Origin of the sequence: Bradyrhizobium oropedii (assembly GCF_020889685.1) — a bacterium.
GTDB lineage: Bacteria > Pseudomonadota > Alphaproteobacteria > Rhizobiales > Xanthobacteraceae > Bradyrhizobium > Bradyrhizobium oropedii.
The window spans coordinates 1-20,860 of record NZ_JACMYO010000154.1 but is presented as its reverse complement, the minus strand read 5'-3'; the positions used below and the strand labels follow the sequence as shown (position 1 = coordinate 20,860).

Sequence of the window (20,860 nt, the reverse complement as noted above, 5' to 3'; positions counted from 1 at the left end):
CCGGGCGACATTGTCGGCATTGTCGTCGGCCGCGATCACCTCCGCGCCACCCGCCTTCAGCGCCTCGCAGCTCGCGAGCCCGGAGCCGCCAAGCCCGAACACCGCGACCGTCTTGCCCGAGAAGGAGGTGACCGGGATCATGGTTGCCTCGCTGTCATTCCGGGGCGATGCGACAGCATCGAACCCGGAATCTCGAGGTTCCGGGTTCTCGCTACGCGAGCCCCGGAACGACGGTGGTTCGGCGGCGCAATCATCATCGCAACTTCAACGTCGAGAGGCCGGCGAGCGCCAGCATCACCGAGATGATCCAGAACCGGATCACGATCTGCGGCTCGGTCCAGCCCTTCTGCTCGAAATGATGATGCAGCGGCGCCATCCGGAACACGCGCTTGCCGGTGAGCTTGAACGAGGTGACCTGGACGATGACCGAGACAGCCTCGAGCACGAACAGGCCGCCGATCACGGCCAGCACGATCTCGTGCTTCACCGCAACTGCGGTGGCGCCCAGCATGCCGCCGAGCGCGAGCGAGCCGGTATCGCCCATGAAGATCGAGGCCGGCGGCGCGTTGAACCAGAGGAAGCCCAGGCCTGCGCCCAACACTGCGCCGCATAGCACCGCCAGTTCGCCGGTGCCGGCGACGTAATTGATCTGCAGGTATTCGGCGAACACCGCGTTGCCGGTGAGGTACGAGATCATGCCGAAGCTCGCGGCCGCGATCATGACCGGCACGATGGCAAGGCCGTCGAGGCCGTCGGTAAGGTTCACCGCGTTGCCGGCGCCGACCATGACGAAGGCGCCGAAGATCACGAAGAACCAGCCGAAATTGATCACGAGGTCCTTGAAGAACGGAATCACCAGCGAGGTCGAGGACACGTCGCGGCCGAGCCGGACCAGCGCGTAGGTGGCGGCAAGCCCGATCGCGGCTTCGATCAAGAGCCGCAGCTTGCCGGCGAAGCCACTGTGTGACTGCTTTGTGACCTTCAGATAATCGTCATAGAAGCCGACGAAGCCGAAGCCGAGCGTCACCGCCAGCACGATCCAGACATAGGGATTGAGCGGATTGGCCCAGAGCAGCGTCGACACCACGAGCCCGGACAGGATCATCAGCCCGCCCATGGTGGGCGTGCCCTTCTTGGAGATCAGATGCGACTGCGGCCCGTCGGTGCGGATCGGCTGGCCCTTGCCCTGCCGCAACCGCAAATGATCGATGATCCAGGGCCCGAACAGGAATACGAACAGCGCGCCGGTCACCATCGCTCCGCCGGTGCGGAACGTGATGTAGCGGAACACGTTCAGCGCGCTGCGGAATGCCCCAAACCCCGGAACGGTGTTGGACAGTTCGATCAACCAGTAGAACATTCAAAAAGTCCTATACCGCTTCTTCGTGCGCGGCCTTGTCGGGGAAGCGTTTTTCCAGCGCGCTGACAATGACCTTCATCTTCGATCCCAGCGAGCCCTTCACCATGATCACGTCACCGGCACGGACCGCTGCGACCGCCTGCGCTTCGAGCGCCGCCGAACTCTCGGCATAGCCTCCCCGCTTGCCGGTGGAAAGGGCATCCCACAAATTCCGCATCAGCGGACCACAACAATATACGAGGTCGACGCGGTTGGCCGCGACGGCCTCGGCGAGGCCGCGGTGCAGGTCGGGCCCGGTCGGCCCGAGTTCGAGCATGTCACCGAGCACGGCAATGCGCCGGCCATGCGGTCCGACCTTGGCCTGGCCGAGCACGTTGAGGGCTGCGCCCATCGAGGCCGGATTGGCGTTGTAGCTCTCGTCGATCAGCGTCGCCTCGCCATGGCCGACCTCGACGGTACGGCGGAGACCGCGACCGGTCGGCGCCTCGAGCTGCGACAGCGACAGCGCCGCGCGCGCGATGTCGGCGCCGAGCAGCGAGGCGCCTGCGAGCACCGCGAGCGAGTTCATCGCCATGTGGCGGCCGGGCATGCCGATCTTGTAGGTGATGTCGTGGTCCAGGATATCCGCATGCACCGCCGAGCAGGTCGCGTGCAGCGAGAGGTCGAGCAGCCGTGCCTCGGCGCGCTTGTCGGTGCCGAACGAGACGATGCGCGAGATGCCGGCCTTCTTGGCCTGCTTCTGCAACCGCGCGAACTGTCCATTGTCGCGGTTGAGCACGACCGCGCCGCCAGGTTCGACGCCTGAAAAAATCTCCGCCTTGGCGTCGGCAATCGCCTCGATGCCGGCGAAGAATTCCAGGTGCACCGGCTCGATCGTGGTGATGACGGCAACATGCGGCCGCACCAACTTGACCAGCGGCGTGATCTCGCCGGCATGGTTCATGCCGATCTCGAACACCGCAAAGCGTGTGCTCGCCGGACAGCGCGCCAGCGACAGCGGCACGCCCCAATGATTGTTGAACGACGCCACCGACGCGTGGGTCTCGCCCTGCGCCGACAGCACACGCCGCAGCGCCTCCTTGGTCGAGGTCTTGCCGACCGAACCGGTCACCGCAATGATCTGCGCGTTGAGCCGCGCACGCGAGGCGTGCGCAAGCTCGACGAGCCCTGCGAGCACATCGTCGACCACCAGCAGCGGTGCGTCGGCGGGAAATCTTGCGCGCTGCGCGGCCTCGACCACCGCAAGCCCGGCGCCGGCCTTCAGCGCCGTCTCGACGAAGGCGTGACCGTCATGGACGTCGCCCTTGATCGCGAAATACGCCTCGCCCGGCGCGACGGTACGGCTGTCGATCGAGAGCCCGGTGACACCGTCCGGCAGCGTGCCTTGCGTCGCGGCGCGCATCGCCGTCGCCATCGCATCAGACGTCCATAACAGCGTGCTCATGCGCCCTCCGCAGCCAAAGCGGCAGCAACCGCCTCATGATCGCTGAACGGCAGCGTCGTGCCACCTACGATCTGCCCGACCTCGTGGCCCTTGCCGGCCACGACCAGCGCATCGCCCGGCTCGAGAGCCGCAATGCCGGCACGGATCGCGGCGGCGCGGTCGCCGATCTCGCGCGCGCCCTTTGCGGTTGCCATGATCGCAGCGCGGATCGCCTCGGGCTTCTCGCTGCGCGGATTGTCGTCGGTGACGATGATGTGATCGGCATTCTCGGCCGCGATCGCGCCCATGATCGGACGCTTGCCGGCGTCGCGATCGCCGCCGGCACCAAAGATCACGACCAGCTTGCGCTTGGCATAGGGCCGCAGCGCCTGCAGCGCCTTGGCGAGCGCATCGGGCTTGTGGGCGTAGTCGACGAAGATCGGCGCGCCATTGTGCTCGCCGACGAATTCCAGCCGGCCTTTGGCGCCTTCGAGATGCTCGAGGCAGCCGAACACGTCTTCGGCCGCACTGCCGGTGCCAATCGCGAGACCCGCCGCGACCAGCGCGTTCTCGATCTGGAATTCGCCGACCAGCGGCAGCCGGATCGCGTGCCTGCGGCTATGATGTTCGATCACGAGCTTCTGGGCAAAGCCTTCGATTGCAGCGTCCGTGAGCCTGACGCCTTCGGTGGCATCGGCGTTGCGGCCGACCGTGATGATGCGCAGGCCACGTGCGCGCGCCGCATCGATCACCTCAGTCGAGCAATCATGATCGGCCGAGATCACCGCCGTGCCGCCGTCGGCGACCAGATCGCGAAACAGCCTGAGCTTGGCGTTCAGGTAGTGCGCGACATCAGGATGATAGTCCATGTGGTCGCGCGACAGATTGGTGAAGCCGCCGGCGGCGATGCGCACGCCGTCGAGCCGATACTGGTCGAGGCCGTGCGACGACGCCTCAAAGGCGAGATGGGTGACGCCATCACTTGCGATCTCGTCGAGTTGGCGATGCAGCGCGATCGGATCGGGCGTGGTCAGCGAGCCATAGACGGTGCGCTTGTCGGAGACGAGGCCGATGGTGCCGATGCTCGCGGAGGAGTGACCGAGCTGCTGCCATATCTGGCGCGTGAACGCCGCGACCGAAGTCTTGCCGCTGGTGCCGGTCACCGCAGCGATCGTCGCGGGCTGGCGCGGATAGAATTTGGCGGCGGCGAGCGCCAGTGCGCGGCGCGGATTGGGCGTCGTCACAAACGGCACGCGGAGGGCCGCCTGCGGCGGATGGTCGCCGGCAACAGCGACCGCGCCGGCGGCAATCGCCGCATCGACGAAGCGCGCGCCGTCGGTCCTGCTGCCGGCCAGCGCGAAGAACAGGTCGCCCGGCTTCACCGCACGGCTGTCGACCGCAAGCCCTCCGACAACGATCGCGTCGGCGCTCGGATCGCCCTTTGGATCGATCGTGGCATCGGCGCTGAAGAGGTCGCGAAGTCTCATGATCTTCCAGTCTGGCCGGCGCCGTTCTGGCGCCGCGTGATGATACGCCTTACTGGGTTGTTCTGGATGCCGCAAGAATAAGGCGGTCGGACGGCGGCAGGTCGAAACGCGGTTCAACGCCTAAAAGCGGCGCAATTCGGGCGATCACGTTGCCGCCGGTCGGCACCGCATTCCAGCCCGAGGTGATGAAACCGTGTGTTTCCGGCGTCGTCTGCGGCTCGTCCAGCATAATCAGAATCTGGTACTTCGGATCGTCGGCCGGCATGATCGCGGTGAAGGAGTTGAGCACCCGCTTCTTGGCATAGCGGCCGTTGATCACCTTCTCTGACGTGCCGGTCTTGCCGCCGACATAGTAGCCCTTGACGTCGGCGGTCTTGGCGGTGCCGATCTCGGCGTTGAGCCGCATCAGATAGCGCATCTTGTCCGAGGTCTCGGGCTTGATGACCCGCTTCGCCAGCGCCATCGCTTCTTGCTCGGTGCGCTTCATAAAGGTCGGCGGAATCAAATAGCCGCCGTTGACCAGCGCGTTGATGCCCATCACCGCCTGCAGGGGCGCCACCGACAGGCCCTGGCCGAACGCGATGGTCACCGTGTTCAGTTCGCCCCAGCGGCGCGGCACCAACGGGGCCGCGCTCTCCGGCAACTCGGTGCGCAGCCGGGTCAACTGGCCCATCTTGGCCAGGAAGGCCCTGTGCGCCTCGACGCCCTGGCCGAGCGCGATCCGCGCGGCGCCGATATTGGACGAGTAGGTGAACACTTCCTTGGTGTTGATGAAACGTCCGAGCGTGTGGCTGTCATGGATCGTGAACTTGCCGTAGTGCAGGTTCCCGCGCGCATCCCACATCGAGTTCAGATTGATCTTGCCGCTATCCAGCGCCATCGCCAGCGTGAACGCCTTGAAGGTCGAGCCCATCTCGTAGACGCCGGTGGTCAGGCGGTTGATGCGATCAGGATCGTGCGCTTCCTTCGGATTGTTCGGATCGAAATCCGGCAGCGACACCATCGCCACGATCTCGCCGGTGCGCACGTTGGAGACGAGGCCGGAGGCGGCCTTGGCCTTGAACTTCTCCTTCGCCTTGATCAGTTCGTCGCGCAGCGCATGCTCGACGCGCAGGTCGATCGACAATTCGACCGGCTTCTGCAGCCGGTCGGTGGCGAAGCCCGCGCGATGCAGATCGGCCAGACCGTTATTGTCCAGCCACTTCTCCATGCCGGCGATGCCCTGGTTATCGATGTTGACCAGGCCGATCAGATGGGCGACCTCGTTGCCGGTCGGATAGACGCGCTTATTCTCGCGCAGGAAGCCGACGCCGGGAAGGCCGAGGCGATGGATGTCGAGCTGCTGCTTCGGCGTGATCTCGCGCTTGAGCCAAACAAAACCCTTGCGCGACGACAGGCGGTCGCGCACTTCGCTGGTGTCGAGATCGGGCAAGGCCGCGGTCAAGAGCTCGATCGCCTCGTCCTTGTCGATGAGGCGGCGCGGCTCGGCGAACAGGCTCGGCGCCTTGACGTCGGTGGCGAGGATTTCGCCGTTGCGGTCGGTGATGTCGGGCCTGGCGGTTGCGATCGCGTCCTGCGAGGCGGTGCGGCGCGCGCCGTGGCTGTCGGCGCCGACGGCGAACAGCACCAGCCGTCCGGCCAGCACGCAATAGACCGCGGCGAAAGCGAGAATGGCAAGGCCAACGCGCGCGCGCGCCTTGGCGGCACGGTCGACATTGTTGCCGTACAGCAGCGTGCGGATCAGCCGCGCGCGCCAGGGTTCAGCCGGCTTGTTGGCGGGTGCCGGATCGGTCATGGCTGGTCCCGTCATTGCTGGTCTCCCCCGCCCTGCTCGGAATCCTCGGTGGGCGCGGGCTGGTCGGTCGCCGGCTTGTCGATCGATCCGGTCGTGCTGTCGGGCGCGGCGGCGGCCTCGATGGTGTCGATCATCGCGCCGATCGGATCGCGCGAACCGGGCCGCGTGAAGTTCGGCGGCCGCTCCGGCAGGTTCTTCAGGGAATCGTACTGGTTGGCGTTGACCGGCTTCAGCGGCAGATGACGCTCGGCGAGGCCCTGCAGCCGCAACGGTGCGTCGAGCTTGGCCCACTGCGCGCGCAAGGTGGCGATCGCGTTGCGCTGCTCGTGGATCTCGGCATTGAGCTGCAGCACGCGTTCGACGCGCGCGGTCGATTCCATCTTGATGCGGTAGACATAGGATGCCGCGAAGATCAGCATGCCGATGACGAGGAGATGGAGAAGGCGCATCGTCAGCCTCCCCGCTTCAGGTCTGACAGCCGCGGCCAGGCCGGCAGCTCGTCGTCCGCATGCACCGGCGCCGTGGTGCGTTCGGCCGCACGCAGTTTTGCGGAACGCGCGCGCGGATTCGCCGCGATCTCCGCATCGGAGGGCACAACCGGGCGCTTGGTCAGGATCTGGAAGCTCGGCGCTGACTGCGCGACCTCGGGCAGATGCCGGGAGCCGCCGGCGACCTTGCCGCGCTCAGTGAGGAAGTTCTTGACGATGCGGTCTTCCAGCGAATGGAACGAGACCACGGCGAGCCGGCCGCCCGGCTTCAGCACGCGCTCGGCCGCAGCCAGCGCCTGATGCAGCTCATCGAGCTCTTCATTGACGAAGATACGCAGCGCCTGAAAGGTCCGCGTCGCCGGATGGATTTCGTTCGGCTTGGCGCGCACGACCTTCGCGACGATCTCGGCCAGCGCCTCTGTCGTCGTGATCGGTGCGTCCTTGCGCGCGGCGACGATGGCGCGGGCAACGCCGCGCGAATGGCGCTCCTCGCCGAAGACATAGATGATGTCGGCGAGCTGTTTCTCGGAAGCGGTTGCGACCACATCGGCCGCGGAGGGGCCGCTCTGGGCCATCCGCATGTCGAGCGGGCCTCCCAGGCGGAAAGAGAATCCGCGCTCGGCCTGATCGAGCTGCATCGAGGAGACGCCGACATCCATCACGACGCCATCGACCTTCTCCACCCCCTGCGATGCGCAGACCTCGGCAAGATCGGAGAAGCGGCTTTCGACCAGCGTCAGGCGGCCGCCCGCGCCGTCGACCAGGTCGAAACCGCCTGTGATCGCAGTGCGGTCGCGGTCGATGCCGATGACACGCGTGCCGGCGACGTCGAGGAGCATGCGGCTGTAGCCGCCGGCGCCGAAGGTCGCATCGACATAGATGCCGCCGGCGCGCGGATCGAGATAGGCGACCGCCTCGCGGCCCAGCACCGAAATGTGACGCGGCGCACGCTCGCTCATGCGCCGTCCCCGGACAGGGCGGCGTAACTGGCATGCAAGCTGGCTGCGCGCCGACTCATTGCGTCTCGAATCCTCGCGCCTTGCCCGACCGTTCCGAAGAAGCCGCTGCGCAATTCCAGCGCCAACTCCCGTCCTCGGCCGCAAATCCTGATATCCGACCGGAATTGGGAGGGTTTCCATGGGATTTCGCGCAACAGCGGGGCTCAGCGTCGTTGGGCCGTCCCCCGAAACCGGTTCGGCACTTCACCTCTCAGTAACGGCACTTAACGTTAAGAAAACGTTGATGAAGGGTTAGCGGAATCGCGCGACTTTAGTCCGCATTCGAGTGATACCCTCGGCATCCTCCCGGCATCCACTCGGCCCGCGCTCCGGGCATCATTGCGCGCTCGGGAACCGGCAGGGCCGATTGCGCGGCCCGCACGGTAAAGGAATAGTAAACGCCTATTTGTTTATCCATATGTCAAAATGCTTTCTTCTGGTTCGGGTTTGAGTGATTCGTATGGCTTCTGGTTCGTCCTCGTCCGGCAACGCTGATTCGAAGCGTCAGCGCGTCCTTCCTGTTCCGAAGGGCGTGGCCGACGTGAAGACGTTCACGCCGGATTCCTCGATCGCTTCCGACGTGATCCCGTCGGTGAATTTTGGCGATCGTGCCGATGGCCGGCAGCCGGACATGATCCTGCTGCACTACACCGGCATGCCCGACGTCGAGGGGGCGATCGCCCAGCTCTGCACTGCCGGCACCGAGGTCTCGGCGCACTACATCGTGCTCGAGGACGGCCGCATCGTGCAGTGCGTGCCTGAGAGCAAGCGCGCCTGGCACGCCGGCGTGTCCGCCTGGGCCGGCGAAGACGACATCAATTCCTGCTCGATCGGCGTCGAGATCGTCAACCGCGGGCACGATTGGGGCTATCCAGACTTCCCGCTGCGCCAGATCGCGGCTGTGATCGCGCTATGCCGCGGCATCATGCTTCGCCGCAAGGTGGTCTCGCATCGCGTGCTCGGCCATTCCGACGTCGCGCCGGGGCGCAAGAAGGATCCCGGGGAGAAATTCCCGTGGCACTCGCTAGCCAATTCCGGCGTCGGGCACTGGGTGCAGCCGGCACCGATCATACGTGGCGACGCGCTGCAGCTCGGCGCGATCAGCGACAGCGTCTCCAACATGCAGGCCGCGTTCCGGCGCTACGGCTACAACGTCCCGACCAACGGCAAGTTCGACGGCCCGACCATGGAGGTCGTCACCGCCTTCCAGCGTCACTTCCGCCCCGAGCGCGTCGACGGGATCGCCGACCGCTCCACCATGGCGACGCTGCACGCGCTGCTCGAAAGCCTGCCGCCGGATGCGGCGAAGGCGGTCGCGGCGAAACAATAGCCTCTCCATCGTCATTGCGAGCCAACGGGTCACGCGAACGCGCGCCCGATGACAGGCTCCGCGAAGCAATCCATCCCTGCACCTAAGCGGACAGATGGATTGCTTCGTCGCTTCGCTCCTCGCAATGACGGATGGGATCGGCCCACCGCCTGTTCCCCCTTCTGCCAAATGCGCATGCACCACAGGAACCATTCACCACCTGCCGTCTTCTTATTTGGGGCGGTCTGAGTGGAGATTCGTCCATGTTCAAAGCACTCATCGCAGGAGCTGCCGCTATCGGCCTCATTGTCGCTCCGGCAGCCGCAGGCGCCATGTCGACCCAGGGCAAGACCACGTCGACCATGCACAAGACCCACAAAATGCACCATGCGCAGAAGAAGATGGCCCCCGGCACCACCACCGGCATGTCGAGTGGAACAACGACCGGGCAATCGACCGGCGGCGCCAAGGCAAAGACTGGTTACTGAGCACGCTGTACTCGGCTCGGCACGCTGAGATTGGTTGATGTGAGAGGCGCGCCGTCATAGGCCACGCACGAGATGAGGTGACGTCACCCCATCTCGGCGATGCGGCGCGCGTAGAGCCTCCGCAGCGGCTCGAGTTGCGTCGCGGCGGTTGCGGCAAGATACGCCTGTCGCGCTTCGGCCTTGCGGCCGAGACGGCGCAGCAGATCGGCGCGCACCGCGGGCAGCTGATCGTATCCCTTCAAGGTCCCGCGCGCATCCAGCGCGTCGATCAGATCGAGTGCGCGCGCCGGGCCGTCGACCATCGACACCGCGGCGGCGTGGTTGAGCTCGATCACCGGCGACGGGCTGATGCGGAGCAGTACCTCATAGAGACCGGCGATCTGCGGCCAGTCGGTGTCATGATAGCTCGGCGCCCGCGCATGCAGCGCAGCGATCGCGGCCTGCACCGCGTAGGATTGCGGCCGGCCCGGCATCCGCAGCACCTCCTCGACCAGCCTCACGCCTTCGGCGATCTGATCAAAATCCCACAGCGAGCGGTCCTGCTCCTCGAGCAGCACGATATCGCCGCCGGCGGTCTGGCGGCCGGCGCGGCGCGCATCGTGCAGCAGCATCAACGCCAGCAGGCCCTTGCTCTCGCCGCGCGCCGGAATCAACACGTCAAGCAGCCGCGCCAGCCGGATCGCCTCGCGCGCAAGATCGGGCCGCATCAGATCCTCGCCGGCGGTCGCGGCATAGCCTTCGGTGAAGACGAGATAGATTACCGCGAGCACGCCCGACAGCCGCGGCTCCAGCGCCTCGCGCTCCGGCACCTGATAGGGAATGCCGGCAAGCTTGATCTTCTGCTTGGCGCGCAACAGCCGCTGCGCCATCGCATCCTCGCTCACCAGGAATGCGCGCGCGACCTCGACGGTCGTCAAGCCGCACACCGTGCGCAAGGTCAGCGCGACTTGCACCTCCGGCGCAAACGACGGATGGCAGCAGGTGAAGATCAGCCGCAGCATGTCGTCGTCGAGCATCGCATCGGCCGGCTCGGGCGAGCTCTCCGCATCGAGCAGCAATTGATGCGTCAATTCCTGCTGCTTGCCGCGAAAGCTGACGGCGCGGCGGACCCGGTCGATCGCCTTGTTGCGGCCGACATTGACCAGCCAGGCACGCGGATTGGCGGGAAACTCACCGATCGGCCAGCGTTGCAGCGCCACCGCGAAGGCATCCTGAAGCGAATCCTCGGCGAGATCGAAATCGCCGACGAGGCGGATCAGCGTTGCGAGCGCCCGGCCCGCCTCGTCGCGAAACACTTTTTCGATCTGGCTCGGGGTCATGACCATCGATCGTTGCTCAGCGGCCGCGCCCGGCGACGCGACCGCTGTGTCCATCGGGAGATGACGGCGCTAGCGCGGATTATCGTAGATCATCACCGGCCTGACTTCGATCGAGCCGGTCTTGGCGCCGGGAATCCGCGCCGCGAGGCCGAGCGCGGTGTCGAGATCCTTGGCGTCGACCAGATAGTAGCCGCCGAGCTGTTCGCGGGTTTCCGCGAACGGCCCGTCGGTCGTCATCGTCTTGCCGTCACGGACCCGCACGGTGGTCGCCGTCGACACCGGCTGCAGGCCATCGCCGGCCTTGAAGTGCCCGCTCTGGATGATGGACTGGGTGTAGGCCCCGTACTCCGCCGTCACCGCCTTGCGGTCGTCAGCAGTCATGCGGCCATATTCAGCATCGCTCCGGTAGATCAGCAGCAAATATTGCATCTCATCTCTCCTCTTGATCGGCTGGATCGCCGACACCCAGTCGAACGGGCGACAGGCCAAACGACATCTTCAGGATAATTTATTTTGGCCGCTTTGGCGGGCGTTATCCGCTTGACGGGACCGACCTAAACGCCCATGCCATGGGCGTCAGTCGGCCGGACGGCCGCTCCCGCAAGCGCCGAAAGGCCGCGGGGGAGGAAAGTCCGGGCTCCATCGACATGCGGTGCCGGATAACATCCGGCGGGGGCGACCCCAGGGAAAGTGCCACAGAGAACGAACCGCTCCCTCCTCGGAGGAAGTAAGGGTGAAAAGGTGCGGTAAGAGCGCACCGCGTTTCCGGCAACGGAGACGGCATGGCAAACCACACCGGGAGCAAAACCGAATAGGGACGGCAACGCGGTTAGTTCGCGCATGCGCGATAACACCGCAGGGCGATGTCAGGCCCGCTGTCCGGGTAGGTTGCCCGAGGCAAGGTGCAAACCTTGTCCCAGAGGAATGGCCGTCGCGTACCATTCGCAAGAATGGTGCCCTACAGAACCCGGCTTACAGGCCGGCTGATATTTTGGAGTATGAGGGGCTCGGCGCAACACGCCGGGCCCCTCGCCATATCCGTCGCCACGATTGCGTCCCGTTTGCTAGAATGCCCACCTCGCGGAGGATCGCAGATGGACCTTCAGAAGATCATGGCGAAGGCACGAGACATCGCCAAGAGCAGCGGCACGATCACGACCGAGCAACTGAACGGCTTGTGCCCGAAGAGTATGGAGTCCGATGATGTCGCGGCTCTCTTTACGGCTCTGCGCGCCGAGGGAATTCGGCTCAAGGACGACGACGCAGACAAGTAGGAACCACTGTGCTTTGCCGCTATGGCAAAGCGATCGAGGCGCCAGCCGAGATTGCACAGTGGCGGATTAGCAATCCAGCGGCGTCGGCGCTATGATCCGCCGGAACTGAACGTCTCCTTCTACCCAAGATTCAAGCAATCAAACGGAGGAATGGTCATGTCGGTCGCCTGCAAGTTCGAGCGCAGCCTTCTCAGCCACGAAGAGCAAGAGACAATCCGCCTGACGCACCATCCCGCGATCTACAGCGTCGAGGCGGCCGAGCTCGAAGCCATGCGCCCACGCTTGCGCAAGATGCGCGACAAGGAACGAACGGTCGGCCGTCACAAGCAGCGCGAGAGCCGCGGCAAGGCCGAGGCGCGCGGGGCAAGCTTTCCGGGAACCGCCAAGCAAGCTTCGGAGCGCAAGCAGGTCTTCGCCGCGGCGCTGAAGCGAGTGAATACGGAACTCAAACGTCTGCACAATCTGGCAACGCGGACCGCGCATGTCGAAGCGGCCCGAAAGGCCCTCGCGCTGCACCGGGCCGCGAACTTCACGGCTCGTCCTCCGGCCGGAGACACCGCTGGCGAAGGCATGGCGCCGAAGCCAAGCGAACGCCGAAAAAAGATCGTTGCCGGCGCGAAAATCGGACGCGTATCGCAGGCGACGAAAGTCGCTCAGGCCGTGCGCGACGCGCGCGCTGGATAACCCCGGGCGAACCAACGCATCTGATCGATCCGGCGCGATGCTTCGCATCGCACCGGAATGACGGCTCGTCAGGAAACGATCTCCTGCAGCATCGCCATCAGCGCGTCCGGCGCGGTGACGTTCGGCGAGTGGCTGGCGTCGATCTCGAAATAGCGCCAGCCGGCTTCGTTTTTGATGCGCCTGGCAAACTGGCCGAACGTGTCGGCCTGTGTGGCGCGGAGGGCGTAGATATAGCTGCGCGGCAGGTTGCTCTCGCCATGCTGCAGCGTCAGCTTCTGCTCGAAGCATTTGATCGGCATGTCGACGCGGCGCGCGGTCAGCCATTCGAGGTCCGCCGGAGATGTGTCCGGCGGCGTCGGCATCGGCGGGATGCGCCAGCCGTCGCCGTCACTCGCGAGCTCACGCATGGTCTCGATGGCCGACTCGTTGAGATCGAACAGCGACTGACCGCCGCGCGGCACAAAGGCGTCGATGTAGATTAGCTGCGCAATGCGCTCGCGCACTCGGTCGGCGACGCCGGTTGCGACCATGCCGCCGTAGGAATGGCCGATCAGCACGATGTCGCGCAGGTCCTCATATGAGATGACGTTGAGCATGTCCTGGATGTGCGCCTCCAGGTCGAGCCCCTGATGCGCAAGGTGCGCGCGCTCGCCGAGCCCGGTGTAGCTCGGCGTCACCAGCCGGTGCCCGGCAGCCTGCATCAACGGATGCATCTTCTTCCACGCCCACCCTGCCGACCAGGCGCCGTGACAGACCAGAAAGGCTTTTTGCGAGTTCGCAGTCATGGGCACGTTTCCATTTCGATTATCGTTGATGGGCGGCGATTTTGAAGTGTACCCACGGCCATCGTCGTGTAAACGTCCCGGCAACGATCATAAGAACGAGATGAGGATGACCCCGGCGAGCTACGCGATCCTGTTCTTCGGCGCGCTTGCCGGCGGTTTCGTCTCCGGTCTTGCCGGCTTCGGCACCGCGCTGATGGCGCTCGGCATCTGGCTCTATGTGCTGCCGCCGACGCTTGCGGTGCCGCTGGTGCTGGTGTGCTCGGTCATCGCGCAGGTCTCGACGCTGCCGTCGATCTGGAAGAGCATCGATTTCCGCCTGGTCTGGCCGTTCGTGATCTGCGGCCTCGCCGGCGTGCCGATCGGCATCCTGCTGATCGCCCGGGCCGATCCTGAGGTCTTCAAGCTGACGATCGGCGTCTTCCTGCTGGTGTTTCCGACACTGCTGTTCCTGCAGCGCAAGCCGATGTCGATCGCCTTCGGCGGCAAATGGGCCGACGGCGCCATCGGATTTGCCGGCGGCATCCTCGGCGGACTTGCCGGATTGTCCGGCCCGCTCCCGATCTTGTGGGCAAGCGTGCGCGGCTGGGGCAAGCAGCAACGCCGCGGCGTGTTCCAGATTTTCAACTTCACCATTCTGGCGGCCGCGCTGCTGGTCCAGATCGGAAGCGGCCTGGTGAAACCCGAACTGATCTGGCTCGTGGCCTGCGCGTTTCCGGGAACGCTGCTCGGCGCCTGGCTCGGCGCCCGCCTCTATCACGCGCTCAGCGATCGCAATTTCTCCGACGTCGTGCTGGTGCTGCTGTTCCTGTCCGGCGTGGCGCTGGTGTGGAACGGGCTGGCGCCGAGATGATCAACCGCCGTCGCAAGATTGGCTGAGCCGGTCATCCGACCGGCTCGAGACCAACGCGCTCCGGAGTAGCTTCCCGGGCCGGCGTCGCGAGACGCTTGCTGAATTCGCGACGTAGCAGCCACAGGCTCAGGCCGGCTTGCAGCCACGTCGACACGATCGACAGGTACCACACGTGCTCGATCCGGAAGCCGGGCCGCGTCGACAGCCAGATCACCGGCACCGCATAGGCGAAGAGGCGCACGAACGAACTCAGCAGCACCGGGCGGGTGTTGCCGAGGCCCTGGAACATGCTGTTGCAGGTAAAGACCAGTCCCTGCGCCACCAGATTCATGGAGACGAAGTGCAGGAACTGGGCGGCGACCGCCATGGTCTCGCGATCGTTCGAGAAGCCGTCGAGCAGCAGCCCCGGCTTCCACTGCGCGAGGATAGTGATGGCGATCATCACGACAGTGCCGATCGACACCGCCTTGATGAAGGTCTCCCGCACGCGCCCACCATTGCCGGCGCCGAAATTCTGACCGGCGATCGGGCCGGCTGCGAGCGCGACCGCCAATGCCGGCATCTGGATCAGGCCGAGCACGCGCGTCCCGATGCCGAACCCGGCCTGGGCCGCCGGGCCGAAATCGCGCAGCACGTAATAGATCACGCCCATCCAGGCAAAGATCAGCGCGAACTCGCCGCCGGCCGGCAGGCCGACATTGAAGATGCGCGCCCACTGGCGGAGTTGCGGGCGCCACTGCCCGGGATCGAATCCGACATAGCGCTCCAGCTTGCGGAAATACACGAACAACATCAGCACGCCGATGAGGACGGCGATCGAACTTGCCAGACCCGCCCCGGCAACGCCGAGCGCGTGGCCGGTGCCCCAGCCTGCGATCAGCACCGGCGCCAGTGCGATGTTGATGATGACCGCAACCGCCTGCACCAGCATGCTGGGCCGCACGATCCCGGTCGCCCGCAGCGCGGACGCCATCACCTGAATGAGGAATTGCAGCGCCAGCGCCGGCATGAACCACAACAGGTAGGTGGTGCCCGCCTCGATGGTGGCCTGGTCGGCCGCGACCGAGCGCATGTAAGGACGCGACAGCACGGCCCCTGCACCCAGCGTCAACAGCCCGCACAGCACCGACAGCACGATCGATTGGTTGAACACGAGGTTGGCGTCGGTGCGGTCGGTGCGTCCCACCGCGTGCGCGATCAGCGCGACGGTGCCGACACCCAGCACCTGCATCAGCGCGTTGACGAGAAAGCCGGCGTTGCCGGCCGCAGCCACCCCGGCGACGGCAGCCTCGCCGAGACCGGCGACAAAATACAGGTCGACCAGTTGGCAGATCATGATCGTGACCATGCCGACCACGATCGGGGTGCCATCGTCAATATGTGGCTCACGATGGAGCCGCGCGTAAGGTCCTTCATTTCAATTCCATTCTCGAAATCGATCGTCGTATCCATTCCGGCGCGTGGCTGGCGGGACATCGCCCGTCAGCCACGCGCCATCGCTTACTCCGCAGCGGCCTGACCGAACTCGGTGGCCTGACGTTCGAACAGGCCGCGGTAGATACCGCCCGCCCGTGCGGCAAGCACGTCGTGCGTGCCCTGCTCGACGATCTCGCCGCGGTCGAACACCAGGATTCGATCCATGCTGCGCACGGTCGACAGCCGGTGCGCGATCACGATCGAGGTCCGGCCCTTCATCAGCCGCTCCATCGCCTGCTGGATCAGCGCCTCGGATTCCGAATCGAGGCTCGAGGTCGCCTCGTCCAGGATCAGGATCGGCGCATCGGCCAGGAAGGCGCGCGCCAGCGCCACGCGCTGCCGCTCGCCGCCCGACAGCTTGACGCCGCGCTCGCCCACCAGCGTGCCGTAGTCCTTCGGCAGCCGCATGATGAAGTCGTGCGCATTGGCAAGCCGCGCCGCCTGCTCGATCGCCTCCATGCTGGCGCCGGGCCGGCCGTAGGCGATGTTCTCCGCCAGCGTGCGGTGGAACAGGATCGGCTCCTGCTGCACGATCGCGATCTGGCTGCGCAGCGATTGCTGCGTCGCCTTGGCGATATCCTGACCGTCGATCAGGATCTTGCCACTGGTGACGTCGTAGAGCCGCTGCACCAGCTTGACGAAGGTCGTCTTGCCGGAGCCGGACCGCCCGACCAGGCCGACGCGCTCGCCCGCATCGATGTCGACCGACAGCCCGTCATAAAGCGGCAGGCGATGGCCGCCATAGTGGAACGTGACGTCGTCGAACACGATGCGGCCGCCCTGGATGTCGATCGCTCTCGCGTCGACGGCATCGACAATGCCGAGCGGCTCGCCATGGATCTGCACCAACTCCTCCATGTCGTTCACCGAACGCTGCAGGTTGTTGATGTGCATGCCGACATCCCGCAAGTAAGCGTGGATGATGTAGTAGCTGGTCAGCACATAGGTGACGTCGCCCGGCGTTGCGTGGCCCTGCGCCCATAGCAGGATGGCGCCGCCGATCACCGATGCGCGGAAGCACAGCAGCACCACCAGCTGCGCCGTCGAGGTGTGGTTGTAGCGGAACCAGGTTCGCCGCACCCGCCGGCGCCAACGGCTGATGACGCCGTCGAGCCGCATATCCTCGCGCACCTCGGCGCCGAACGACTTCACCACCGCGTTGCAGGTCAAGGCATCGGCCAGCGTGCCGCCGACCTTGGTGTCCCACGCATTGGAGACGCGCGCGGCGGGCGCGACGTATCGCACCTGGAACACCATGGTCATCGCGACATAGATCACCGAGCCGATGGCGATCACCGCGCCGAGTTGCGGCCAGTGCACGCCGAGCAGGATCATCGAGCCGACCAGCACGACGACCGACGGCAGCAGCGCCATCAGGATGGTATCGTTCAGCAGGTCGAGCGCCCACATGCCGCGCGTGATCTTGCGCACGGTGGAGCCGGCGAACGAATTGGCGTGCCAGTCGGTCGAGAAGCGTTGCACGCGCATGAAGGCCTGCTGCCCGACGTCGGACATCGTCTTCAGCGTGAACGGCACGATGGTCTGGATACCGACCAGCCGCAGCATCAGCGACAGCGCGCCGAGCCCGACGATGGCGCCGAACGCCAGCATCGCCGCATGGCGCGCGGTGGCATCCGTCGCGCCGGCGGTCAGCGCGTCGACGAGATGGCCGGAAAATACCGGCATGAACAGGTCGGCCGCGGTTGCGCCGAGGAATCCCGCGGTCACGGCGGAGGCGCGGAACGGCTGCTCCAGCCAATGGCGGAACACGAATGGCAGCACGATCCGGATCGCGGCCGGTCGCTTGGTCGTTTGAGTGGTCATGGCACATTCCGGCCACGCTTTTGCAGCGCGAGCCGGCTCCATCTGAGGCGACGTGTGGACGGAATCCGACCACGAGCGCCGCTGGAAATTGTCGATAACGTGTTGGGAAGTTTGGATGATCGGGGCAGAGACCCGATCAGCGCTGGGACCTAGTGCGCGAGAGCGCCCAGCACCATCGAACGCGGGCGCACGGTCTGCGAAACAAACGACATCATGTGCATCTCCCCGGTTCGTGAAACGATGCGCTGCTTATAAATGCATCATGCGCGATTGGCAAGATGACATCCGCGTGAGTGCGTCAATGTGTCGATCATGCAACGCTGTTCACGCAACCGGGCGTACACCGCGCGCGAAGGCGATGCGCTCAATGCGCGTCGCCGCCGCCTGCGGTCATCGACGGCGGCTTGTTGACGAACAGCACCAGGAGGCTGAGCGCGACATAGAACAGCGACAGCATCACGAAGGCATCGCCATAGCCCATCACCGCGGCCTGGCGGTGCACGATCTGCGAGAGCTGCTTCATCGCCATGATGGCGGAATCGCCCATGCCCTGCATGCGCTGGGTAAGCATGTTGAGGGTCTCGACCGCGGTCGTGTTGCCCCAGGTCACGCGGTCCTGCAGCCGCGAGATGTGCAGATCGGTGCGGTCGTTGAGCACCTCGTTGATCACGGCGAGCCCGACCGCGCCGCCGAGATTGCGCATCAGGTTGAACAGGCCGGAGGCGTTCTTGACGCGATCCTGCGGCAGCGTCGCCAGCGCGATGTTGTTGGTCGGCACCATCGCGCACATCATGCCGATGCCGCGCAGAATCTGCGGCAGCAGCAGCTCGTAGAAATCATAGTCGCGGGTGATCCAGGTCATCTGCCAGGAGCCGAGCGCGAAGGTGACGAGGCCGAAGGCGATGATGTAGCGCAAATCGACCTTCTGCATCAGCCGGCCGACCACCGGCGCCATGAAGAACATGGTGACGCCGGAGACGAACATGGTCTCGCCGATCATCAGCGCGCTGTAGCCGCGGATCTCGGCGAGATAGCGCGGATAGACATAGGTGAGGCCGTAGAGCCCGATGCCGATGCAGAATTGCAGCACGCAGCCGACCGCGAAGTTGCGGTTGTTGAAGGCGTAGAGATCGACGATCGGCTCTTCCGCGGTCAGCACCCGCCAGAAGAAGGCGACCGCCGAGACGAAGCCGATCGCGGCGCAGGCCGCGACCGAAGTGTCCTGCAGCCACTCATATTGCGGGCCCTCCTCCAGCACATATTCGAGCGAGCCGAGGAAGCCGCCCATGAAGATCAGGCCCCACCAGTCGAAGCGCTCGAGCAGCGCGAAGTTCGGCTGGTCGAAATCGACCAGTATCAGCACGCCGGTCGTGATGATGACACCAGGCACGATGTTGATGAAGAACAGCCAGTGCCACGACATCAAATCGGTGATGTAGCCGCCGACCGTCGGCCCGACCGTCGGTGCCAGCGTAGCCACGAGGCCGATGATCGGCGCCACGATGTAGAACTTGGAGCGCGGGAAGATCGTGTAGGCCGAGGCGAACACGGTCGGGATCATGCCGGCGCCGAGGAAACCCTGCAGCGCGCGCCACAGGATCATCTGCTCGATCGAAGAGGCAAACCCGCACAGCAGGCTCGACACCGTGAAGCCGAACGCCGAGATCGCAAACAGCAGCCTTGTGCCGAGCGCGCGCGACAGGAATCCGGATAGCGGGATCGCGATCACCTCGGCGATCAGATAGGCGGTCTGCACCCACGACACTTCAGTCGACGATGCCGACAGGCCGGCCTGGATCTCCGACAGCGAGGCCGACACGATCTGGATGTCCAGGATCGACATGAACATGCCGAACACCATGATGATGAAGGCAACGACCCGCTTGGGCTGGAGTCGCTCGGAGGCCGGAGCGCCGGTCATCATCGAGGGCGAAGCAGTGGTCGCGTCTGCCATGGGCTCATCGGCTCCGGGCCTCGGACTGTGTCCGAAGCTTCAAGACATCACTGCGGATGGATCATCATCGGCGAGTCGAGGTCGGTATCGGCGTCGGCATCGGCGGCGCCCTCGCGGGTGTCGACCGTGGTGTAGACCGACATGCCGGCACGCAGCAGGCCTTGCCTGGCGACGCTGTTCGGCACCCGGATGCGGACCGGCAGCCGCTGCACGATCTTGGTGAAATTGCCGGTGGCGTTGTCGGGCGGCAGCAGGGTGAACACCGAGCCCGCCGCCGGCGAGATGCTGTCGACGATGCCGGTGAACTTGCGGAAGCCGTAGGCATCGACCTTGATCGTCACCCGCTGGCCGGTGCGGATGCGCTTGAGCTGGGTCTCTTTGTAGTTGGCGTCGATGAAGACGCCGTCGAGCGGCACCACATTGCCGAGCCGCTGGCCGACATTGATGTAGTCGCCAGTGTTGACGAGGCGGTTGGAGAAGGTGCCGTCGACCGGCGCGCGGACATTGGTGAATTCCAGATCGCGCTCGGCCTTGGCGAGCTGGGTCTGCAATTCGGCAAGCTGCGCGCGGGACTCGGCCTGCTGCGCCTTGGTCACCTCGACATTGTCCTTGGCCGCATCATAGGCCGCCTGCGCGGACCGCACGCTGGCAGCGCCCTGGTCGCGGCCGGCTTCGGAGACCTCGAAGGTGGCGCGCGAGGCAAAGCCCTTGGTGCTCAGCGCCTGCTGGCGATCGAAATCGAGATCGGCGCGCTTCAAGCCGGCCTGCGCGGACACGAGCTGCGCCTGCGCCTGCTCGACGGCGCTGACGGCGGCGCCGACCTGGCGGCCGATGCGCTCGATCGTCGCCTGCTGGGTCGCGATCCTAGTGCGGGCGGCGTCGACCGCGATGCGATAGTCGCCGTCATCGATCCGGAAGATCACATCGCCGGCGCGCACCAGCGCGTTGTCGCCAGGCATGATCGCTGCGATATGGCCCGCGACGCGCGCGCCGAGCATGGTGTTGTTGGCGCGGACATAGGCGTCGTCGGTCGAGACGTAGAATCGTCCGACCATCAGGTAATAGGCGGCATAGCTTGCGGCGGCGAGCGCGAGCAGGCCGACCACGCCCATCATCACGAATTTGCGCTTGCCGGATTTCGGCGCCGCGGCGGCCGGCGAAGCGGCCGGCTGCTCGGGCGCAGAAGCGGGCGGTGCCTCGGCGGGACGCTTGTCGCCGGGTCCCTTGATTTCGGGGCCCTTGGCTTCGGGACCCCTGGCTTCCGGTCCCTTGGCTTCGTCAGCACGGCCCTGCTCGCCGAGATCGGCGGATGCGTCGCGCGCCATCGCGTCCTCGGCCGTCTCAGG

General features: G+C 65.5%; 17 protein-coding genes, 1 other RNA gene and 2 pseudogenes. 6 read left to right on the top strand and 14 right to left on the bottom strand.

Annotated elements, in window-relative coordinates; genetic code table 11:
* The 7 genes and pseudogenes from murD to rsmH all read right to left on the bottom strand — a co-directional run.
* A pseudogene (murD, locus tag H8A95_RS32085) lies at positions 1-141 on the bottom strand (UDP-N-acetylmuramoyl-L-alanine--D-glutamate ligase); the annotation flags it as partial.
* Between the two features lie 112 nt (positions 142-253).
* The gene (gene mraY / locus H8A95_RS32080) at positions 254-1,360 is read right to left on the bottom strand and encodes a phospho-N-acetylmuramoyl-pentapeptide-transferase (protein ID WP_229186816.1); all 1,107 of its coding nucleotides are present in this window, start codon (positions 1,358-1,360) and stop codon (positions 254-256) included.
* 10 nt (positions 1,361-1,370) lie between these two features.
* Positions 1,371-2,804: a UDP-N-acetylmuramoylalanyl-D-glutamyl-2,6-diaminopimelate--D-alanyl-D-alanine ligase gene (locus tag H8A95_RS32075; RefSeq protein ID WP_229186815.1), complete on the bottom strand. Its 1,434-nt coding sequence runs from the start codon at positions 2,802-2,804 to the stop codon at positions 1,371-1,373.
* A complete protein-coding gene (locus tag H8A95_RS32070) occupies positions 2,801-4,270 on the bottom strand; it encodes a UDP-N-acetylmuramoyl-L-alanyl-D-glutamate--2,6-diaminopimelate ligase (RefSeq protein WP_229186814.1) in 1,470 nt (489 codons plus the stop codon). Before H8A95_RS32070 ends, H8A95_RS32075 begins: the two co-directional genes overlap by 4 nt.
* A gap of 49 nt (positions 4,271-4,319) precedes the next feature.
* Positions 4,320-6,065 (bottom strand): peptidoglycan D,D-transpeptidase FtsI family protein, encoded by a 1,746-nt coding sequence (locus H8A95_RS32065; protein WP_229186817.1) that lies wholly within the window; start codon positions 6,063-6,065, stop codon positions 4,320-4,322.
* A gap of 11 nt (positions 6,066-6,076) precedes the next feature.
* Entirely contained in the window at positions 6,077-6,514 is a 438-nt protein-coding gene (ftsL, locus tag H8A95_RS32060) for a cell division protein FtsL (RefSeq protein ID WP_229186813.1), read from the bottom strand.
* A 2-nt stretch (positions 6,515-6,516) separates the two neighbouring features.
* Positions 6,517-7,512, bottom strand: a complete 996-nt coding sequence (gene rsmH / locus H8A95_RS32055; protein WP_229186812.1) for a 16S rRNA (cytosine(1402)-N(4))-methyltransferase RsmH — start codon at positions 7,510-7,512, stop codon at positions 6,517-6,519.
* A 499-nt stretch (positions 7,513-8,011) separates the two neighbouring features.
* Here rsmH and H8A95_RS32050 point away from each other — a divergent pair, with 499 nt between their 5' ends.
* Positions 8,012-8,881 (top strand): N-acetylmuramoyl-L-alanine amidase, encoded by an 870-nt coding sequence (locus H8A95_RS32050; protein ID WP_229186811.1) that lies wholly within the window; start codon positions 8,012-8,014, stop codon positions 8,879-8,881.
* Between the two features lie 242 nt (positions 8,882-9,123).
* Complete coding sequence (locus H8A95_RS32045) at positions 9,124-9,348, top strand: hypothetical protein (RefSeq protein WP_229186810.1); 225 nt, start codon at positions 9,124-9,126, stop codon at positions 9,346-9,348.
* Between the two features lie 83 nt (positions 9,349-9,431).
* Here H8A95_RS32045 and H8A95_RS32040 read toward each other — a convergent pair whose 3' ends face one another.
* Both H8A95_RS32040 and H8A95_RS32035 read right to left on the bottom strand, forming a co-directional pair.
* Positions 9,432-10,667: an RNA polymerase sigma factor gene (locus H8A95_RS32040; protein ID WP_229186809.1), complete on the bottom strand. Its 1,236-nt coding sequence runs from the start codon at positions 10,665-10,667 to the stop codon at positions 9,432-9,434.
* Positions 10,668-10,736: 69 nt separating this feature from the next.
* Positions 10,737-11,096: a YciI family protein gene (locus H8A95_RS32035; RefSeq protein WP_229186808.1), complete on the bottom strand. Its 360-nt coding sequence runs from the start codon at positions 11,094-11,096 to the stop codon at positions 10,737-10,739.
* A gap of 147 nt (positions 11,097-11,243) precedes the next feature.
* On the opposite strand from H8A95_RS32035, the gene rnpB reads away from it, so the two are divergent.
* The 3 genes from rnpB (at position 11,244) to H8A95_RS32020 (ending at position 12,625) form a co-directional block, all read left to right on the top strand.
* Positions 11,244-11,658: RNase P RNA component class A (gene rnpB, locus H8A95_RS32030), an RNA gene on the top strand.
* A gap of 103 nt (positions 11,659-11,761) precedes the next feature.
* A complete protein-coding gene (locus H8A95_RS32025) occupies positions 11,762-11,941 on the top strand; it encodes a hypothetical protein (protein ID WP_229186807.1) in 180 nt (59 codons plus the stop codon).
* A 156-nt stretch (positions 11,942-12,097) separates the two neighbouring features.
* A complete protein-coding gene (locus tag H8A95_RS32020) occupies positions 12,098-12,625 on the top strand; it encodes a hypothetical protein (RefSeq protein ID WP_229186806.1) in 528 nt (175 codons plus the stop codon).
* A gap of 68 nt (positions 12,626-12,693) precedes the next feature.
* On the opposite strand, the gene H8A95_RS32015 is transcribed toward H8A95_RS32020, so the two are convergent.
* Positions 12,694-13,410 carry an alpha/beta fold hydrolase gene (locus H8A95_RS32015; protein ID WP_229186805.1) on the bottom strand — a complete coding sequence of 239 codons (717 nt, stop codon included), beginning with the start codon at positions 13,408-13,410 and terminating at the stop codon, positions 12,694-12,696.
* Between the two features lie 106 nt (positions 13,411-13,516).
* On the opposite strand from H8A95_RS32015, the gene H8A95_RS32010 reads away from it, so the two are divergent.
* On the top strand, positions 13,517-14,260 hold the full coding sequence (locus H8A95_RS32010; RefSeq protein WP_229186804.1) for a sulfite exporter TauE/SafE family protein: 744 nt from the start codon (positions 13,517-13,519) through the stop codon (positions 14,258-14,260).
* Between the two features lie 31 nt (positions 14,261-14,291).
* Here H8A95_RS32010 and H8A95_RS32005 read toward each other — a convergent pair.
* The 4 genes and pseudogenes from H8A95_RS32005 to H8A95_RS31990 all read right to left on the bottom strand — a co-directional run.
* Positions 14,292-15,676, bottom strand: a pseudogene (locus H8A95_RS32005) (MATE family efflux transporter).
* A gap of 84 nt (positions 15,677-15,760) precedes the next feature.
* The gene (locus H8A95_RS32000) at positions 15,761-17,560 is read right to left on the bottom strand and encodes an ABC transporter ATP-binding protein (protein ID WP_229186803.1); all 1,800 of its coding nucleotides are present in this window, start codon (positions 17,558-17,560) and stop codon (positions 15,761-15,763) included.
* Between the two features lie 364 nt (positions 17,561-17,924).
* A complete protein-coding gene (locus tag H8A95_RS31995; protein WP_229186802.1) occupies positions 17,925-19,514 on the bottom strand; it encodes a DHA2 family efflux MFS transporter permease subunit in 1,590 nt (529 codons plus the stop codon).
* Between the two features lie 47 nt (positions 19,515-19,561).
* Positions 19,562-20,860, bottom strand: a 1,299-nt coding sequence (locus tag H8A95_RS31990; protein WP_229186801.1) for an HlyD family secretion protein, incomplete at its 5' end; no start/stop codon positions are given.

What these genes read in the sequence shown, in the direction of transcription:
- H8A95_RS32075 (WP_229186815.1), bottom strand. Translation starts at nt 2,804, where the DNA reads ATGAGCACGCTGTTATGGACGTCTGATGCGATGGCGACGGCGATGCGC.
- H8A95_RS32065 (WP_229186817.1), bottom strand. Translation starts at nt 6,065, where the DNA reads ATGACCGATCCGGCACCCGCCAACAAGCCGGCTGAACCCTGGCGCGCG.
- mraY (WP_229186816.1), bottom strand. Translation starts at nt 1,360, where the DNA reads ATGTTCTACTGGTTGATCGAACTGTCCAACACCGTTCCGGGGTTTGGG.
- H8A95_RS32050 (WP_229186811.1), top strand. Translation starts at nt 8,012, where the DNA reads ATGGCTTCTGGTTCGTCCTCGTCCGGCAACGCTGATTCGAAGCGTCAG.
- H8A95_RS32010 (WP_229186804.1), top strand. Translation starts at nt 13,517, where the DNA reads ATGACCCCGGCGAGCTACGCGATCCTGTTCTTCGGCGCGCTTGCCGGC.
- H8A95_RS32040 (WP_229186809.1), bottom strand. Translation starts at nt 10,667, where the DNA reads ATGACCCCGAGCCAGATCGAAAAAGTGTTTCGCGACGAGGCGGGCCGG.
- H8A95_RS32035 (WP_229186808.1), bottom strand. Translation starts at nt 11,096, where the DNA reads ATGCAATATTTGCTGCTGATCTACCGGAGCGATGCTGAATATGGCCGC.
- H8A95_RS32000 (WP_229186803.1), bottom strand. Translation starts at nt 17,560, where the DNA reads ATGACCACTCAAACGACCAAGCGACCGGCCGCGATCCGGATCGTGCTG.
- H8A95_RS32020 (WP_229186806.1), top strand. Translation starts at nt 12,098, where the DNA reads ATGTCGGTCGCCTGCAAGTTCGAGCGCAGCCTTCTCAGCCACGAAGAG.
- H8A95_RS32015 (WP_229186805.1), bottom strand. Translation starts at nt 13,410, where the DNA reads ATGACTGCGAACTCGCAAAAAGCCTTTCTGGTCTGTCACGGCGCCTGG.
- H8A95_RS32025 (WP_229186807.1), top strand. Translation starts at nt 11,762, where the DNA reads ATGGACCTTCAGAAGATCATGGCGAAGGCACGAGACATCGCCAAGAGC.
- rsmH (WP_229186812.1), bottom strand. Translation starts at nt 7,512, where the DNA reads ATGAGCGAGCGTGCGCCGCGTCACATTTCGGTGCTGGGCCGCGAGGCG.
- H8A95_RS32045 (WP_229186810.1), top strand. Translation starts at nt 9,124, where the DNA reads ATGTTCAAAGCACTCATCGCAGGAGCTGCCGCTATCGGCCTCATTGTC.
- H8A95_RS32070 (WP_229186814.1), bottom strand. Translation starts at nt 4,270, where the DNA reads ATGAGACTTCGCGACCTCTTCAGCGCCGATGCCACGATCGATCCAAAG.
- ftsL (WP_229186813.1), bottom strand. Translation starts at nt 6,514, where the DNA reads ATGCGCCTTCTCCATCTCCTCGTCATCGGCATGCTGATCTTCGCGGCA.
- H8A95_RS31995 (WP_229186802.1), bottom strand. Translation starts at nt 19,514, where the DNA reads ATGGCAGACGCGACCACTGCTTCGCCCTCGATGATGACCGGCGCTCCG.